The organism is Microbaculum marinum, assembly GCF_037855135.1.
Lineage (GTDB): Bacteria > Pseudomonadota > Alphaproteobacteria > Rhizobiales > Tepidamorphaceae > Microbaculum > Microbaculum marinum.
Window position 1 is genome coordinate 410010 of the sequence record NZ_JAZHOF010000001.1, and the last position, 15601, is coordinate 425610.

The 15601-nt window shown below is 67.0% G+C and carries 14 protein-coding genes; 3 read left to right on the forward strand and 11 right to left on the reverse strand.

Going from position 1 to position 15601, the window contains the following annotated elements; all coding sequences use genetic code 11:
- Nucleotides 1-24 precede the first annotated feature (24 nt).
- The 3 genes from V3328_RS01905 to V3328_RS01915 form a co-directional block, all read right to left on the reverse strand.
- On the reverse strand, nt 25-1191 hold the full coding sequence (locus tag V3328_RS01905) for an osmoprotectant NAGGN system M42 family peptidase (RefSeq protein WP_340327949.1): 1167 nt from the start codon (nt 1189-1191) through the stop codon (nt 25-27).
- On the reverse strand, nt 1188-2957 hold the full coding sequence (ngg, locus tag V3328_RS01910) for an N-acetylglutaminylglutamine synthetase (RefSeq protein WP_340328257.1): 1770 nt from the start codon (nt 2955-2957) through the stop codon (nt 1188-1190). Before ngg ends, V3328_RS01905 begins: the two co-directional genes overlap by 4 nt.
- 120 nt (nt 2958-3077) lie before the next feature.
- Nucleotides 3078-4853: an N-acetylglutaminylglutamine amidotransferase gene (locus V3328_RS01915; RefSeq protein WP_340327950.1), complete on the reverse strand. Its 1776-nt coding sequence runs from the start codon at nt 4851-4853 to the stop codon at nt 3078-3080.
- A gap of 271 nt (nt 4854-5124) precedes the next feature.
- Between V3328_RS01915 and V3328_RS01920 the strand changes: the two genes are divergently transcribed.
- Nucleotides 5125-5670, forward strand: a complete 546-nt coding sequence (locus tag V3328_RS01920; RefSeq protein WP_340327951.1) for a MarR family winged helix-turn-helix transcriptional regulator — start codon at nt 5125-5127, stop codon at nt 5668-5670.
- A 30-nt stretch (nt 5671-5700) separates the two neighbouring features.
- Here V3328_RS01920 and V3328_RS01925 read toward each other — a convergent pair whose 3' ends face one another.
- Complete coding sequence (locus V3328_RS01925) at nt 5701-6960, reverse strand: adenylate/guanylate cyclase domain-containing protein (RefSeq protein ID WP_340327952.1); 1260 nt, start codon at nt 6958-6960, stop codon at nt 5701-5703.
- A 141-nt stretch (nt 6961-7101) separates the two neighbouring features.
- Nucleotides 7102-7854: a hypothetical protein gene (locus V3328_RS01930; protein ID WP_340327953.1), complete on the reverse strand. Its 753-nt coding sequence runs from the start codon at nt 7852-7854 to the stop codon at nt 7102-7104.
- A gap of 272 nt (nt 7855-8126) precedes the next feature.
- Here V3328_RS01930 and V3328_RS01935 point away from each other — a divergent pair, with 272 nt between their 5' ends.
- Nucleotides 8127-8471, forward strand: coding sequence for a MarR family winged helix-turn-helix transcriptional regulator (locus tag V3328_RS01935; RefSeq protein WP_378758885.1), 345 nt, complete (start codon nt 8127-8129; stop codon nt 8469-8471).
- A gap of 29 nt (nt 8472-8500) precedes the next feature.
- Here the strand turns inward: V3328_RS01935 and V3328_RS01940 are convergent, their stop codons facing one another.
- The 3 genes from V3328_RS01940 to V3328_RS01950 all read right to left on the reverse strand — a co-directional run bounded on the left by V3328_RS01940 (nt 8501) and on the right by V3328_RS01950 (nt 12315).
- Nucleotides 8501-8971, reverse strand: coding sequence for a hypothetical protein (locus V3328_RS01940; protein ID WP_340327954.1), 471 nt, complete (start codon nt 8969-8971; stop codon nt 8501-8503).
- 360 nt (nt 8972-9331) lie between these two features.
- The gene (locus V3328_RS01945; RefSeq protein WP_340327955.1) at nt 9332-11002 is read right to left on the reverse strand and encodes an acyl-CoA dehydrogenase family protein; all 1671 of its coding nucleotides are present in this window, start codon (nt 11000-11002) and stop codon (nt 9332-9334) included.
- An 83-nt stretch (nt 11003-11085) separates the two neighbouring features.
- Nucleotides 11086-12315, reverse strand: a complete 1230-nt coding sequence (locus tag V3328_RS01950) for an alpha/beta hydrolase (protein WP_340327956.1) — start codon at nt 12313-12315, stop codon at nt 11086-11088.
- A 134-nt stretch (nt 12316-12449) separates the two neighbouring features.
- On the opposite strand from V3328_RS01950, the gene V3328_RS01955 reads away from it, so the two are divergent.
- Nucleotides 12450-12686, forward strand: a complete 237-nt coding sequence (locus V3328_RS01955; protein ID WP_340327957.1) for a hypothetical protein — start codon at nt 12450-12452, stop codon at nt 12684-12686.
- 21 nt (nt 12687-12707) lie between these two features.
- Here V3328_RS01955 and V3328_RS01960 read toward each other — a convergent pair whose 3' ends face one another.
- From V3328_RS01960 to V3328_RS01970, 3 genes are all read right to left on the reverse strand, one after another.
- Nucleotides 12708-13064: a hypothetical protein gene (locus tag V3328_RS01960; protein WP_340327958.1), complete on the reverse strand. Its 357-nt coding sequence runs from the start codon at nt 13062-13064 to the stop codon at nt 12708-12710.
- Between the two features lie 176 nt (nt 13065-13240).
- Nucleotides 13241-14407, reverse strand: coding sequence for a hypothetical protein (locus tag V3328_RS01965; RefSeq protein WP_340327959.1), 1167 nt, complete (start codon nt 14405-14407; stop codon nt 13241-13243).
- A 127-nt stretch (nt 14408-14534) separates the two neighbouring features.
- Entirely contained in the window at nt 14535-15452 is a 918-nt protein-coding gene (locus V3328_RS01970; protein ID WP_340327960.1) for a DMT family transporter, read from the reverse strand.
- Nucleotides 15453-15601 lie beyond the last annotated feature (149 nt).

The following is a 15601-nucleotide window of genomic DNA, read 5'->3' on the forward strand; positions in this document are numbered from 1 at the left end:
TCCGCGCGGACCGCCCCGGCTACCTCAGTCGGATTTCAGCATCTGGCCCGAGACATTCGGCGACAGCCGTTGGCGTGCCTTGCGCGTCGACTGGCGCGTGAAGCCCGTCCTGTCCGCGGTTTCCTCGAAGTCCCGTTTGATCATGACCGGGCTCGCCGCATAGGCCGTGATCAGCTCGGCGAGCGATCTGAGCGCGTGCATGTGAATGCGCTCGTATCCGTGTGATGCATCGACGCCGAAGGTGATGAGGGCCGTCCGCGCGTCCGCGCCGGCCTCGATCGCGCTGGCGGAATCCGAGCGGTAATACCGGAACACGTCCTTCTGGTAGCGGATGTCGTTCTCCCGGCAAAGTTCGACCAGCTTTTTCGTCAGATGGTAGTCGAAAGGACCCGTCTGGTCGGCCATGGCGATGGTGACGCCGAACTCATCCGAATTCTGACCAGGCGCCGTGGTCCCGTTGTCGACCGAGACCATCGAGGCGATGTCGTGCGTCAGGATCGCGGAGGCGCCGTGCCCGACTTCCTCGGCGATCGTGAACAGCCAGTGGATGTCGACGGGCGTCTTCGACTTCTTTTCCTGCATCGCCTTGAGTGCGGCCAGCATGACCGCGACGCCGGCCTTGTTGTCGAGATGCCGGGATACGATGAAGCCGTTGTCCAGGAACTCGGGCATAGGATCGATGGCGACGATGTCGCCGACGTCCACGCCGAGGCGAACCAGATCGTTCTTGTCGCGGGCGAGGGCGTCGACACGCATCTCCACGTAGTCCCAGCCCACAGGCATGTTGTCGACTTCGTCGTTGAAGGTGTGGCCGGAGGCCTTCAGCGGCAGGATCGTGCCCCGATATCCGCCCTTTTCGGTGAAGACGTTGGCCCGCGCGCCCTCTGCGAAGCGTGCCGACCAGTGACCGATCGGCACCAGCGACAGCCGGCCGTTGTCCTTCAGGCCCTTGACCTGTGCGCCGAGGGTATCGACGTGCGAGACGATGGCGCGTGCGCCGCGCTCGGTCTTGCCGGGGCGGATCGCGCGGATCGCGCCGCGCCGCGTCATCTCCACAGGCAGTCCGAGCGTCTCTATCTCGGAGGAGACGAAACGGACGATCGTGTCGGTGTAGCCGGTCGGACTCGGGATCTCGAACAGCCGCTCCAGGGTGTCCATGAGATACTCCGAATCGATGGTCAGTCGCGTCATTCCCTGGCTTCCCTCAGGCTTTGTGTCCGGCTCTTCTTCTGGTCGGCGTTCTCCACGGCCTGGCGCACACCTGCCGGCAGCGACAGCGGAAACAGCAGGTCGACGAAGCGCTCCGCCGTCGGCTGCGGCTCGTGGTTGGCAAGGCCCGGGCGCTCGTTTGCCTCGATGAAGGCATAGTCGGGTCCGCTCGTCGAGCGAACCATGAAGTCGATGCCGACGACCGGGATCTCGATCGCCCGTGCCGCCTTGACCGCCGCGGCAACCAGTTCCGGGTGGACGGTGTCGGTCACGTCGTGGATCGTGCCGCCGGTGTGCAGGTTGGCGGTCCGGCGCACCTGCAGTTCCTCGCCATCGGACAGCACGGTGTCCATGTCGCGGCCGCCGGCGCGCACAGTGCGCTCCGTTTCACCATCCACGGGAATGCTGGATTCGCCGCCGGTGGCCGCCGAGCGGCGACGGCTCTGGACCTCGATCAGTTCGCGGACCGTACGCCTGCCGTCTCCGACGACATAGGCCGGGCGACGGATCGCGGCGGCGACGAGCCGGTAGTTGATCACGATGAGCCGCAGGTCGCGCCCCTCGACGCATTGCTCGAGCAGCACGGTGTCGGAGACCTGTGTGGCCGCTTCGACGGCCCGGTCGATATCTTCCATGGTCGACAGGCCGACGGCGATCCCGCGACCCTGTTCGCCGCGCGCCGGCTTGACCACGACCTGGCCGTGACGGTCCAGGAACGCCGAGATCTCGTCACGGTTCGCGGCTGCGGAGATCTGCTCCGGAACGCGGACGCCGGCGGCCTCGACGACGCGTCGCGTGACCGCCTTGTCGTCGCAGATCGACATCGCCACCGCCGAGGTGAGCTCGGTGAGGCTTTCGCGGCAATGGATCGACCGGCCGCCATAGGACAACCGGAAGAAGCCGCCTTCGGCGTCGGTCACCTCGACGTGGATGCCGCGCCTGCGGGCCTCCTTGACGATGATCATCGCGTAGGGGTTCAGCTTCGTGTCGATGTCGGTCCCGATGAACAGCGTCTCGTTTATCGGATTCTTGCGCTTCACCGTGAAGAACGGGACCCGCTCGAAGCCGAGCTTCTCGTAGAGTGCGATCGCCAGTTCGTTGTCGTGCAGCACCGACAGGTCGAGGGTGGCCGCGCCGCGCGCCGCGAAATGCTCGGCGAGCCGGCGCACCAGCGCCTCGCCGACGCCGGGCTGTCGGGCCTGGGGATCGACGGCAAGGCACCACAGCGAGGAGCCGTGCTCGGGATCTTCGAAGGCGCGCATGTGGTCGATGCCCATGACGGTGCCGAGGATGTCGCCGGTCACGTCGTCCTCGGCGACGAAGAAGGAGATCGACCGGGCATCGCGCTGGGCCCAATAGAATTCCGGCGGGATCGTCACCATGCCGCGCGATGCGTAGATGCGGTTGATCGCCTCCGCATCCGACTGCGAGGTCAGGCGGCGCACGAAGAATCCCTGCGGCGAGCGCGGCGAGGGCCGGTAGGTTGCCAGGTTGAGCCGGAACGTATGCGACGGATCCAGGAACATGTCCTGCGGACCGCTTGCCAGCAGCACGTGCGGATCCCGCACGTAGAAGGCAATGTCGCGCCGATCGGGCTGTTCGGCCCGCAGCGTCTCGGCGAGTTTCTCGAGATCGGGAAAGGTCTGCGCGAAGATCAGGCGGCCCCAGCCGCAGTCCAGCGCGACGTTGTGCCGGGTCTCTTCGGTGCCGTGCGGCGCGATCGGCGGCTTAAGGCCATGCTCGCGCATCCGCTTCAGCCGCTCGGAATAGGCACCGCGGCCCTTGCCGTCGCGGCCCTTGTGGTCGCGTGGCTTCGCGTCGCGCTCCGGATTGGCGTCACGTCGCTTGTCGTCGGCCATGATCAACCTTCAGATATCGTGGGATTGCAGCCACATCTCCAGCAGCGCGACCTGCCACAGTTCCGATCCGCGCAGCGGGGTGATGTGCTCGGTGGGATCGGTGAAGAGCCGGTCCAGGTAGTCCTCGCGGAACAGTCCGCGCTCGCGGGCCGCCTGGCTGGTGAGCGCATCGCGCACGAGGTCCAGGTACGGGCCTTCGATGTACTTGAGCTGCGGTACCGGGAAGTAGCCCTTCTTGCGGTCGATCACCTCGCTCGGCACCACCAGGCGCGCGGCGTCCTTGAGGACGCCCTTGCCGTTCTCCGCCAGCTTGAAGTCCGGCGGAATGGTCGCCGCCAGCTCCACCAGCTCATGGTCGAGGAAGGGAACGCGCGCTTCGAGCCCCCAGGCCATCGTCATGTTGTCGACCCGCTTCACCGGGTCGTCGACCAGCATGACCTGCGAATCGAGCCTTAGTGCCCGGTCGACGGGGGTGGCCGCTCCATCGCGCATCAGGTGCTCGGAAACCAGTTCCCGGCTGGCGTCGTCGGGGCAGATCCAGTGTTCGCCGAGCTGCGTGCACAGCACCTCGTGGCTGCGGTCGAAGAACACCTTGGCGTAGTCCGAGACCACGTCGTTCGAGCTGGCCAGCGGCGGGTACCAGTGATAGCCGCCGAACACCTCGTCGGCGCCCTGGCCGGACTGCACGACCTTGATGTGTTTGGAGACCTCGCGGCTGAGCAGGAAAAAGCCGATATTGTCGTAGGAGACCATCGGCTCGGACATGGCGTGGATCGTGTCAGGCAGCGCCCCGATCAGGTCGGCGGCCGGCACGAAGATCTGGTGGTGGTCGGTCTCGAACCGCTTGGCGATCAGGTCGGAGTAGACGAACTCGTCGCCCTTCTCGCCGTTGGCCTCCTCGAAGCCGATCGAGAAGGTCATCAGGTCCTTCTGGCCCTCCTCGGCCAGCAGGCCGACGATGACGCTGGAATCGACGCCGCCGGACAAGAGAACCCCGACCGGCACGTCGGCGACCATGCGCCGGCGCACGGCGGTGCGGAGGGCGTCGAGCACCCGGTCGCGCCATTCCTCGCGGGTCACACCGCTGTCCTCGGGGCGGCGCTCGTAGGGCGGCTGCCAGTAGATGCGGTCCTTCGAGGTGCCGTCGGGACCGATGCGCCGGATGGTCGCCGGCGGCAGCTTGCGCACGCCGTTGAGGATGGTGCGCGGCGGCGGCACCACAGCGTGGAAACTCATGTAGTTGTGGAGCGCCCACCGGTCGATCGAGGTGTCGACGTCGCCGCCGGCCAGCAGGGCGGGCAGCGAGGAGGCGAAGCGCAGCGTCCTGCCCGTCTCGGCGTAGTACAGCGGCTTGATGCCGAAGCGGTCGCGGGCGACGACGACGGTGCCGCTGTCGCGCTCGACGATGGCGAAGGCGAACATCCCGTGGAACCGCTCGACGCAGGCCTCGCCCCAGGCGTGGTAGGCCTTGAGGATCACCTCCGTGTCGCCGTGCGAGAAGAACCGGTAGCCCTTTTTCTCAAGCTCCGCGCGCAGTTCCGGGTAGTTATAGATGCAGCCGTTGAAGACGATGGTGAGGCCCAGCTCGGGATCGACCATCGGCTGGCCGGCCTTGTTCGACAGGTCGATGATCTTCAGGCGGCGGTGGCCGAAGGCGACCGGCCCCTGCGCGATCACGCCGCTGCCGTCTGGGCCGCGGGGGCTCAACGCCTGCGTCATCCGCGACACCGCACCGGTGTCGGCGAAGCTTCCGTCGAAGCGGATCTCCCCGGCTATCCCACACATGCCTGCTCTCACACTCCTTTTGGCACACCTGTCGCAACGGTGTCGTCACCGTGCTGTCCCCGTTCCGTCGCTGTGCCGTGGCCCTGCCGTCGTCGCGCCGGGAGCGCGCACCGGACGGCGCGGGATCTGGGCGCCGGATCGGACTTTTGTTTAGAGCAGAAATTATTTGATGTCAAATCGTTTTTGTTGTAACGATTGCCCCGCGATGACAGAACGACAACCGACGAGCGGAACGAACGTTCCGCGCAACGATGCGAACGGGAGCGACCGGATGGGAGTCGACCCGCAGGGTGCCGACCCGATGCGAGCCGACCGGCCGGTAGGCGATCGGGTGGGAGGCGATCCGACCGCGGGCGAGGCCGGCAGGGTGATGAAGTCGATCAGGCGCATCGTGCGGGCGATCGACATGCGCTCCAAGAAGGTCTCGCGCGAGACCGGCCTGACCATCCCGCAGATCGTCATCCTGCAGGCGATCCGCGATCTCGGCGAGGTGACGACCGTCGCCTTGTCCCGCCACGCCGACCTGAGCGCGGCAACGACGGTGACAGTGCTGGACAAGCTGGAGGCGCGCGGGCTGGTGACCCGGCGGCGCAGCGCCGTCGACCGGCGCATCGTCCACACCGCGCTCACCGAGAAGGGCGCGCAGGTGCTCTCAGACGCGCCGCCGCTGTTCAACAAGGCGTTCAGGAAGGGCTTCGCGGAGCTCAGCGCCGCCGAGCAGGAGACGATCGTCGCGGCCTTCGAGGCCGTGGCCGACCTGATCGACCCCGAGCAGGTGGCGCTGCACACCGGCGACGACATGGCCGAGATACGCTGAGAACCATCCGGCCGAATGGGCCTGCCGGCCTCAGCCGCCGCGGCCGACGCCCGACAGCGCGTCGGACCGGGTGTCCTCGGCGTCGCTGGATTCGAGCGTGAACAGTTCCTGGGGCCGGCTGACGCCGCGCAGCGCGTAGCGGCCGACCGAGACGAGGCGGTCGCGGTCCGCCCCGGCTGCGGCGGCATGGAAGACGGAGGAGACGAGGACGTTGCGCTCCGCCGAGCGGCACAGCGCGGCGATGCGGCTCGCTTCGTTGACCGCCGGGCCGACGACGGTGAAATCGAGCCGGTCGCGGCTGCCGATGTTGCCGTAGAAGACATCGCCGACATGCAGGCCGAGATAGGGTTCGGTCACCGGAACGCCGCGGGCGCTGCGCTCCTCGTTCAGCGCGGCGACGCGCTCGCGCATCAGGCTCTCGGCGGCGAGCGCGTCGTGGCAGGCGGCCGCCTGGTCGCGTCCCTTGAAAATCGCCAGCGTCCCGTCGCCGATCAGCTTGAGGACGTTGCCGCCGGCCTCGTGAACCGAGGAAATGACGGCCTCCGCGTAATCGTTGAGGAGGGGAATGATCGCCTCGGGCGCCGCCGTCTCGGTGATGTGGGTGAAGCCGCGCAGGTCGCTGAACCACAGGACCGTCGATATCCGGTCGGCGGTGCCCCGCGCGATCCTGCCGCTCAGCACCCGGGCGCCGGCGTCCTGGCCGAGATAGGTCTCCACCAGCGTCCCGGCGATGCGGGTCAGCGAGGCGCATTTCATCGCCAGCGCCAGCGAGGGGACGAGCTCCCGCAGCACCTCCAGGTGGACGTCGGCGAAGCCGTCGGCATGGTCGGAGGTCCAGGAGGAATAGATGCAGTCCATGTCGCCGATGATGCCTTCGGCGGCGAAGCGGTTGATCAGCGCCAGATAGTCCGTCTGGCCCGCCCCGCGCAGCTTCTCGAGGATCGGGAACTCGAGTTCGCCGTCGGGCGGCAGCCGGCGGCGCAGCGCGTCCTCGCCGCTCTCGAACAGGTGGTTGAACGGGCTCGTGCGCCAGCTCTCGGCCGCCTCGTCGGACTCGTCGCTGCGGCCGTATTCGAGGATGTCGACGTCGCGCTCGTCGCGGCGCCAGAGGAACACGCGGCCCTCGTAGACCGGGTGCAGCGTGTCGATCAGCATGTTCGCCTTGGCGATCGGCATGCCGGCGGCGTGCAGCTTGGCGCAGAACGCGCGCAGCAGATCCGGCTCGGTGCTGCCGGCGAGGCCGGCACCGGTGATCCACGCGGCGATCCGCGCCCGGGTATCCCTGTCCATTGCGCGATCCTATCGCAGTTCCGCCCCGAAGGGGGATGCGCCGGTTCTTAGGATTCTGCGCCCCGAGGTCAATTCCCCGTGCCGGGGCGGCGTGCGATGGCACGCGCCCGCCCGGTCCCGGGCGACAAAGGCTTTTGCCCGTCAGCAATGGTAAGGGCCGTAGCCGAATCTCTCGAGCAGAAACCACTCCCGATCCTGGACCAGCCTACGAACGTCGTCACTGATGGCAAGGCGCTGCTCCCGGTCCGGGCGGTCGGAGGCGTTGACGGGGGTGCCGCCTTCCAGCAGTTCCCGCACCGCCAGCTCGGGCTCAATCAGAAACGGAGCGAGCCGACCCCGACACAATTGCGCAAGGTCGCAATTAAGGCTTTCGGTCCTGAGCACCACGAACGGTAGACTCGCCGTCTCATAGACAAGGTTCAGGTCCTCCCTCCTGCCTATCCTGGCGAGGTTTCGGTCGGGCCGACGCACCGCAAGTCTCACGAACCGGAAGGTCTGAAGGCCGATGATCCGGGCGGGCGCCTTTTCATAGTCGGCGCCGATGTACATCGCGTTCTCGGGGGCAAGCACGAACCGGACCCAGTCCTCGAACGCCGCCGGGGAGCCGGAGTACAAGCCGGAGGCATGGTCCGGCAGGGTCCGCCCCAACCTGTTGCGCAGCCCTCCCTTGCCGCCCACTCCGTGAAAATACAGGCTCAAGTACTGATCGAGCGGGTCGCGCACGCTGATGAACATCAGACCGCGGTCGCCGCCCCCGAGCTTGCGTGGCCGGTACGGCTTGTGCTTCCGGAAGTGCAGTTCCGGTAGCCGGACGTGGCGTCTCAGGAAATCGCTGACGAAGGACGAGCCGGTCTTCTGGAGGTCCAGATAGCAGAATTCCCCGAAATCGTGCATCGGACAACCATCGGTGGACAGGTGTCGCGGGAGCGCCGGAAGCCTGGAGCTACGGCATCGCACGCAGCACACCTTTTCACGGCATCAAGGTCAATTCCCCATGTCGAGCAGGCGGCGGGCGATGACCTGGGCCCGGATCTCGGCTGCGCCCTCGAAGATGTTGAGGATGCGGGCGAACTCGACCCGGCATCGCCCGTGCGGTCAACTCGCCGTCGAAGACAGTATCGCACGAGACCGGCCTGACCATCCCGCAGATCGTCATCCTGCAGGCGATCCGCGATCTCGGCGAAATCGCCACGGTGGCGCTGTCGCGGCACGCCGACCGGAGCGCGGCGACGACGGTGACGGTGCTGGACAAGCTTGAGGCGCGCGACCTGGTGACCCGCCGGCGCAGCGCCGTCGACCGGCGCATCGTCCACACCGCGCTGACCGAAAAGAGCGCGCAGGTGTTCGCCGCCGCGCCACCGCTGTTCAACAAGGCGTTCCGGAAGGGCTTCGCGGAACTCACCGCCGCCGAGCAGGAGAAGATCGTCCAGGCGTTCGAGGCCGCGGCCGACCTGATCGACCCCGAACAGGTGGCGCTGCACACCGACGATGACATGGCCGAGATCCGCTGAGGGGCCGCAGCACTGCGTTTCGCGCAGCCTCAGTTGCTTGGGTCTGCCACATAGTTGCCTTTCCAGACGATCGTGCAATCCGGAATGCCCCACATGTTCTTCATCGTCACAGTCATATTGATGTTGGCCGTGCCCTGCTTGATCGTTTTGGGCGAGAGCTTGAGACTAAAACTGTTCGCGGACTGGGTGGACGAAAACTGTCCGCCCGTCGTCGAGACCCCCGTATATGTGTACTTGCCTTTCTTTTTGTTCTTGGGAATGGCGAACGAGGCAGCGCCACGGCTCCAAACCCATGAAAAATAGGTCGTCGCAGCCGAATTGTTTTCCAAGCCGCCGGGCCGGAGAGCAGACTTCGCCGAAAATCCGATCGCTTCGTTGCAAGACGGAGTTGAACTGTACGTTGTGAGTGCGCCTTGCCAGTAGGTTCCATCCGGGCCCGCGGAGGCTTGCGACGCCGACACCGTAATCAATGCGGCGAAAATGACTGCCGTCTTATACATTTGTCCGTTCCTTCTATTGTGCGAACATTAGTAAGGAAACTAAACGCATCTATTCAGACATTTGTCCGAACCAGGACATGAGCGAAAGCGTGTTCTTGCGGCAGGATCGACCAATTCGCGGGTCGCTCGAGCGGTCAGAATCTCATAGCAGGCGCAAGAAAAAGTCGATCTAAAGCTTATAGTATCCCAAGGTTAGTTTCAACCAATAGTTGATAGCTGGACTCACGCCGGCCGAAAGGGTCGCGTTGGTCGGATGGGAGGTTGTGAGGGCGGGAGGTGGCAGGCAGCGGGCAGGTCCGGCTGCTTCAGGAGAGGCTTTCCGATCCGGGTGCTGGCAGATCGGCCGGCCCCGCCCCGAGGTCAATTCCCCATGTCGAGCAGGCGGCGGGCGATGACCTGGGCCTGGATCTCGGCTGCGCCCTCGAAGATGTTGAGGATGCGGGCGTCGCAGAGCACGCGGCTGACCGGGAATTCCAGCGCGAAGCCGTTGCCGCCGTGGATCTGCACGGCGTTGTCGGCGGCGGCCCAGGCGACGCGGGCGCCGAGCAGCTTGGCCATGCCGGCCTCCAGGTCACAGCGCCGGCCGGCGTCCTTCTCGCGGGCGGCATAGTAGGTGAGCTGCCGGGTGACGAGGATCTCCGCCGCCATCATCGCCAGCTTGTCGGCGACGCGGGGAAAGGAGACCGTGGCCTTGCCGAACTGGATCCGCTCGGTTGCGTAGGCGAGGCCCAGCTCCAGCGCGCTCTGCGCCACGCCGATGGCGCGCGCGGCGGTCTGGATGCGGGCGGATTCGAACGTCTGCATGAGCTGCTTGAAGCCCTGGCCCTCCTCGCCGCCGAGCAGGTTCTCCGCCTTCACCTCGAAGCCGTCGAAGGAAATGTCGTATTCCTTCATGCCGCGATAGCCGAGCACCTCGATCTCGCCTCCGGACATGCCCGCCGCCGGGAACGGATCCTCGTCGGTGCCGCGCGGCTTCTCGGCCAGGAACATCGACAGGCCCCGATAGCCCTTCTCGTCAGGATCGGTGCGGGCCAGCAGCGTCATCACGTCGGCGCGGACGGGATGGGTGATCCAGGTCTTCTGGCCGGTCACGCGATAGACGTCGCCGTCACGAACCGCGCGGGTCTTCAGGCTGGCAAGGTCCGACCCGGTGTTGGGTTCGGTGAAGACGGCGGTCGGCAAGATCTCTCCCGAAGCGATCAGCGGCAGCCACTTCTGCTTCTGCTCCGGCGTGCCTCCGGCGAGGATCAGCTCGGCGGCGATCTCCGAACGCGTGCCGAGCGAGCCGACGGCGATCCAGCCGCGCGACAGCTCCTCGGAGACGACGCACATCGATTCCTTGCCGAGCCCCAAGCCGCCGTATTCCTCGGGAATGGTCAGGCCGAAGACGCCGAGCTCGGCGACGTGGTTCACCACCTCCATCGGAATGTAGGCGTTGGCGAGGTGCCATTCGTGGGCGTGCGGCACGACCTCGGATTCGGCGAAGCGGCGCATCTCGGTGCGCATCGCCTCGAGCGTCTCGTCGAGGCCGGGGTCGCCGACGTCGCCCGCACCCTGCTCGCGCATCAGCTCGACCAGCCGCGCCCGGTTGCGGGCGGTGTTGCCGGTCGCGATCAGGTCGCGCACCGTGTCGGTCATGAACTCGCCGACGTCGGCCTCCGAGAGGCCGAGATCGTGCAGCCGGACGAACTCGTTCTGGCTCATCGGAATGCCGCCGGCGATCTGGACGAGATACTCCGAGGCGCCGATGCGCACGCACAGATCCTCAACCTCGCCGAAGCGCCCCTCGGCGGTCAGGCGCCCGGTGTAGGTGCCGAGCTGGCGGACGGCTTCCGCATAGGTGGCGAGCCAGGCGAGGCCGTGCGCCGCGCGCTGGTTCGCCTCCAGCTTTTCGGCCGACACCCTGCCGTCGTCCACGACCATCTCCGCGACGGCGGCACGGGCGCGCGACAGGAGCCGGCCGGCCGCATCGGCAGCCTCGGTCAGGGACGCGGAGAGATCGGGCGTATCGGCGGTGGCGGGCAGGGACATGCGGGCGATCCGTCAGGGTTGTTGCAGTGCGGCAAAAATAACCGCTGGGGCATGGAACGCAACGGGGAAGGGCGGGCGGCCCGTCAGGCGTCGCGCGAAGCGCTCGGCAGGAACGCATCGAGCCGCCGGAAGAGCACGTCCCAGGCGGGTTCCTGCTCCAGCACGACATGGTTGCCGCTGTCGAGCAACAGGAACTCCGCACCCGGTATCCCGGCGGCGAGGCGGCGGCCTTCGTCGAGCGGCTGCACGCTGTCGTTGCGGGCGTGGACGACGAGGGTCGGCACGCGCACCTGCGGCAGCAGCGCAGCGACGTCGAAACTGTCGATCGCGGCGCGCAGGCGCGCGGCGTTCTCCGGCGACGTCGTCAGGCGCTGCAACTCGGCAAGCGAGTCCAGCTGCTCGCTGGTGCCGTCGGGGATGAACATCGATGCGAAGGACTTGATGAAGGCGCTGCCGGGCTGACCCCAGCTGTGCCGGATCAGGGTCAGCAGGGCCTGGCCCTTCTCCCGTTCCCCGACATCGCTCCTGAGGAGGCGGCCGACGACGAAGCCGCCGTGCAGGACGAGGTGGCTCACCCGCTCCGGATGGCGGACCGCATAGGCGATCGACACGGGAACTCCCTGGGAGGAGCCGAACAGGGCGAAGCGCTCCAGCCCGGCGGCATCGGCGACGGCGGCGAGATCATCCACCAGATCGTCGAGGGCGAAGCCCTCGACCGACCAGTCGGACAGGCCGTTGCCGCGCTGGTCGTAGCGGGTGACGCGAAAGCGGCTGCCGAGGGCGTCGAGGAAGGGCCGCCAGATCGGGCTGTTCCAGTCGTGTTCGAGGTGGGTCAGCCAGTGCCCCGCCCGCACCAGCGGGTAACCGGCGCCGCTCGTCGCATAGGCAATGCGCGTCCCGTCGGCGGACGTGCAGACGCGCACCACCTGGTCGCCCGGCCGTCCGGCGGCGGGCGCCTCGCGCGCACTGTCCTTGCCGGCCGGCGGCGGCTGGGTGTCATCCGGAACGGTCTCGACGGCGGGGAGGAGCTGGAAGCCGCGGCGCGGCACGGTCCTGATCACCGCCTGCCTGGTGCCGTCGTCGCCGAGCGCCGAACGGGCGGCGCTGATGCGCACGCTCACCGCAGAATCGGAGACGGCCCGCCCTTGCCAGACAACGTCGATCAGTTCGTCGTGCGAGATCAGCCGGCCGGGATTTTCGGCCATGTGCCGCAAGAGGTCGAAGACCTGCGGCTCGACGGATTTCTCGACGCCGTCGACCCGCAGCCGATGGCGCAGCGTGTCAATCTCGCAGTTCGCGAACCGGTAGATCACCGATCCCGCCCCGCAGCGCCGCCCGCCGCCGTGGAAGAATTCGCGAAAACACAAGGACTTCTGAAGGCCGTCTTCAAGCGCGCGCTCCGCTTCGCCGGCATCGTCCCTCGCACAGCAACGGAAAGGGCAAGGCGATGTCGGACACCACCTCAGGCCAGATCCGCAGGCGCGGCGACGGCTCGATCGATACGGGATACTATGCGGGCAGCGGACGCTCCGCCAGAAGCCGGGCCTTCCACCACCTTGTCGGTGCGGCCTGGGGGAGGATGTGGCGGATGTGCGTCGGCCCGGCCGACGGCGATCCCAGCGGCGTCCATCAGGGGGCGGGAGACCCCGCGTTCCGCGGCGGCCACCTGCCGGATCGCAGGTGACCTGCTGCTCACGCAGCCGCTTCAGTTCGGCGACAGGACCTCGGTCCCGATGCCGGACTGGCCGGTGACCGTCCAGCGGCCGGTCAGGGTGCCGTCGGGGAGGATGTCGTAGACCACCAGGCCGACGCTGTCGCCCATGACGTAGCCGGCGACGAAGACGCCCTTGTCGCGCATGCACACGCCGTCGGCGCCGTCGCCCCCGGTGTTCCAGCGGATCGTGCAGGTGACGTCGCTCTGAAGGGTGACGGTTGCGGTGCCGGTGTATTTCGAACCGTCGAGATTGGTGCCGCTGACGCGGTAGCGGCCGCCGATGTCCTGCGCAACGGCGCCGGAGTGAAACAGGGCCAAAACCAACGCTGCCGTCAGGATCCTGATCATGGTGCTTCCTCGCGTGCCGCCATCGGCAAGGGCGCGAGACTATCGCAGTGCCACGAACCGCACCACTGAATTGCACCGGAACGAGGCGGCGCCGTTCCCGGATTGCGCTGCGCTTCATCCGCGCTACGGGCATCCGGTGCAGGCAAACGGTCCCGCCCCGGACCAGCGCGCCGGCCTCACCTCATCCGCCGTGCGAACACGTCGTAGTGGCCGTTGAATTCATGGTTGCCGGACCACGTCACCAGGAACCTGTCATCGGCGAAGCCGGCAATCGCCGGATCGTCCTGATTCCACTGGGTCGTGGTGTTCACCTGGAATTCCGGACCCCGCTTCTTTCCGCGCTTGTCGAACTTCTGTCCGAAGATGCCGAAATAGTGGCCGTCCTGTCCGTATGCCGGCCAAACCGCGACAAACCAGCCGTTGCCCAACGGCGCGAGGGCGGGATTGGAGTGAGTGTTTTCGCCATAGGTGTTGAGCTGAAACTCCGCGCCCTGTTTCACGGCCTTTCCGGAGAAGCGCTGGCCGTGGAGGTTGGTGCCGGACCTCCATGCGACGACAAAGCCGCCGTTGGACAGGGCAGTCACCGGCGGCTGCTGCTGATGGTGCTGGAAGGCTATCGTGTCGGTGTTGACCCGGAGAATGCCGCTGACGGGTTTGCCCTTTCTGTTGTAGCGCCTGGCGTTTATCTCCTCCAGCCACCAGACCACCACGAAACCTCCGTTGGGGAGGCCGGTTACGCCGGTATAGCCGTGCGGTGCCTGCTTAGGGCCCGTGTTCACCTTGAAGGTGCGGGCCATCTTGTCGCCGTGACGGTCGTAGCGTTGCGCCAGCAGGCTCCGCTCCTCCTTCAGTGCGGTGAAGACGACGACAAACCCGCCGTCGGCCAGAGCGGCAATGGAGGGGTTTGCCTGTGTCTTGACGGAGTATCTGCTTACGAGGAACTCCTTTCCTATGCGCTTTCCCCATTTGGTGAAGCGCTGGCCGCGAATGCCCTTGAGTTCCGATTGCCAGACAACCACGAAGTCACCATTCGCCAGGGCGGCGATGGAGGGGCGCGTCTGGTCGCCCGCGGTCCTGGTGTTGACGACGAACTCGCCGCCGGCCTGCCGTCCCTTCCTATAGCGCTGGGCGCGAATGTCGAATTCGCGGGCATCCGGAAAATAGGACTGCCACACGACGACGAAATCCCGCCGCGACAAGGTGGCGACACCGGAGTCGGACTGGCCGTATTCCGAGCGCGTGTTGACCTGGAATTCCTTGTCGAGCTTGCCCGCCGATGCCTGACCCGAGGCCAGCGCGACGACGGCGAACAGGAGAATCAACCCACCCAGCGAAAACCGCATCGCCCCATGCCCCGTGATCGTTTTACCGTGCAATGAATGACTTATCGCGGATGCCCGCGCCGGATCAACTTGGCGGACACGGCTGGACCTGCACGGTTTAGTCTCCGCCCCTGCGAGCGGATCCCACCTACCCCTTGACCCGCGTCGCCAGGGCGACGCCGGCGACGGTGACGACCATGCCGCCGATCTGGACGGGGGTGAGCGTCTCGCCGAACAGCGGCCAGGCGATCAGGGCGGTGACGGGGGGCACCAGGTAGAACAGCGTCGCCAGTTTCGCCACGGCGCCGCGGCGGATCAGCGCCATGTAGAGGAGCACCGCGCCGATCGACAGGACCAGCACCAGCCACGCCATGGCGAAGATCACCTCGCCGGTCCAGTCGATGCGCAGGCTTTCCGTCGCCAGCGCGCCGACGCCGACCACGACGGCGGCGCCCAGATACTGGATCGCCGTTCCCGCGCGCAGGTCGGCATGGGCGGAGCGGGCCTTCTGCCAGATTGACCCGACGACGATGCACAGCACGGCGAACAGGGTGACGCCGACGGTGAGCGGGGTGATGCCGGTGCCGCCGAACTCGAGCTTCGGGCCGAGCACCAGGGTCAGGCCGACGAGCCCGATGACGAGGCCGAGCCAGTGGGCGCGCGTCACCGTCTCGCCGAGCACGGGTCCCGCCAGCAGGCCGGTCAGCAGCGGCTGCATCCCAACGATCAGCGCGGCGATGCCGGCCGGCAGGCCGTGATAGATCGCCCAGAACACGGCGCCGAGATAGCCGCCGTGAATCAGCGCGCCGGCGATCAGCGAATCCAGGATCGCCCTGCCGCCGCGCGGCCAGGCGGCGCCGCCGACCAGCGCGGCGACGAGCAGGATGACGCCGGCAAGGGCGAAGCGGACGAACAGGAAGGTGAGGGGATCGGAGCCGGGCGCGGCCATCCGCGCGCCGATGAATCCGGTCGCCCAGAGCACCACGAACAGGCCGGGCATGACGCGCACGAACAGCGAGGGATCGGGAGCCGCCGAATCGGGGACGGGCTGGGACGGGGCACGCATGGCCGCCGGTTATCGCCTCCGCCATGCCCGCACAAGCGCCGAGGACGCGCTGCCGCCATGCGCATTTGACAATTCTCGGCCAAAAGCCGAGTTGGACACTACGATGGGCCATCGTCTGCCGGCCGGTTGGGGCGGCAGCATGGCGATCA

Coding starts and splice junctions, on each gene's coding strand:
- V3328_RS01940 (WP_340327954.1), bottom strand. CDS start 8,971: ATGTATAAGACGGCAGTCATTTTCGCCGCATTGATTACGGTGTCGGCG.
- V3328_RS01970 (WP_340327960.1), bottom strand. CDS start 15,452: ATGCGTGCCCCGTCCCAGCCCGTCCCCGATTCGGCGGCTCCCGATCCC.
- V3328_RS01925 (WP_340327952.1), bottom strand. CDS start 6,960: ATGGACAGGGATACCCGGGCGCGGATCGCCGCGTGGATCACCGGTGCC.
- V3328_RS01915 (WP_340327950.1), bottom strand. CDS start 4,853: ATGTGTGGGATAGCCGGGGAGATCCGCTTCGACGGAAGCTTCGCCGAC.
- V3328_RS01960 (WP_340327958.1), bottom strand. CDS start 13,064: ATGATCAGGATCCTGACGGCAGCGTTGGTTTTGGCCCTGTTTCACTCC.
- V3328_RS01945 (WP_340327955.1), bottom strand. CDS start 11,002: ATGTCCCTGCCCGCCACCGCCGATACGCCCGATCTCTCCGCGTCCCTG.
- ngg (WP_340328257.1), bottom strand. CDS start 2,957: ATGCGCGAGCATGGCCTTAAGCCGCCGATCGCGCCGCACGGCACCGAA.
- V3328_RS01920 (WP_340327951.1), top strand. CDS start 5,125: ATGGGAGTCGACCCGCAGGGTGCCGACCCGATGCGAGCCGACCGGCCG.
- V3328_RS01955 (WP_340327957.1), top strand. CDS start 12,450: ATGTCGGACACCACCTCAGGCCAGATCCGCAGGCGCGGCGACGGCTCG.
- V3328_RS01905 (WP_340327949.1), bottom strand. CDS start 1,191: ATGACGCGACTGACCATCGATTCGGAGTATCTCATGGACACCCTGGAG.
- V3328_RS01930 (WP_340327953.1), bottom strand. CDS start 7,854: ATGCACGATTTCGGGGAATTCTGCTATCTGGACCTCCAGAAGACCGGC.
- V3328_RS01965 (WP_340327959.1), bottom strand. CDS start 14,407: ATGCGGTTTTCGCTGGGTGGGTTGATTCTCCTGTTCGCCGTCGTCGCG.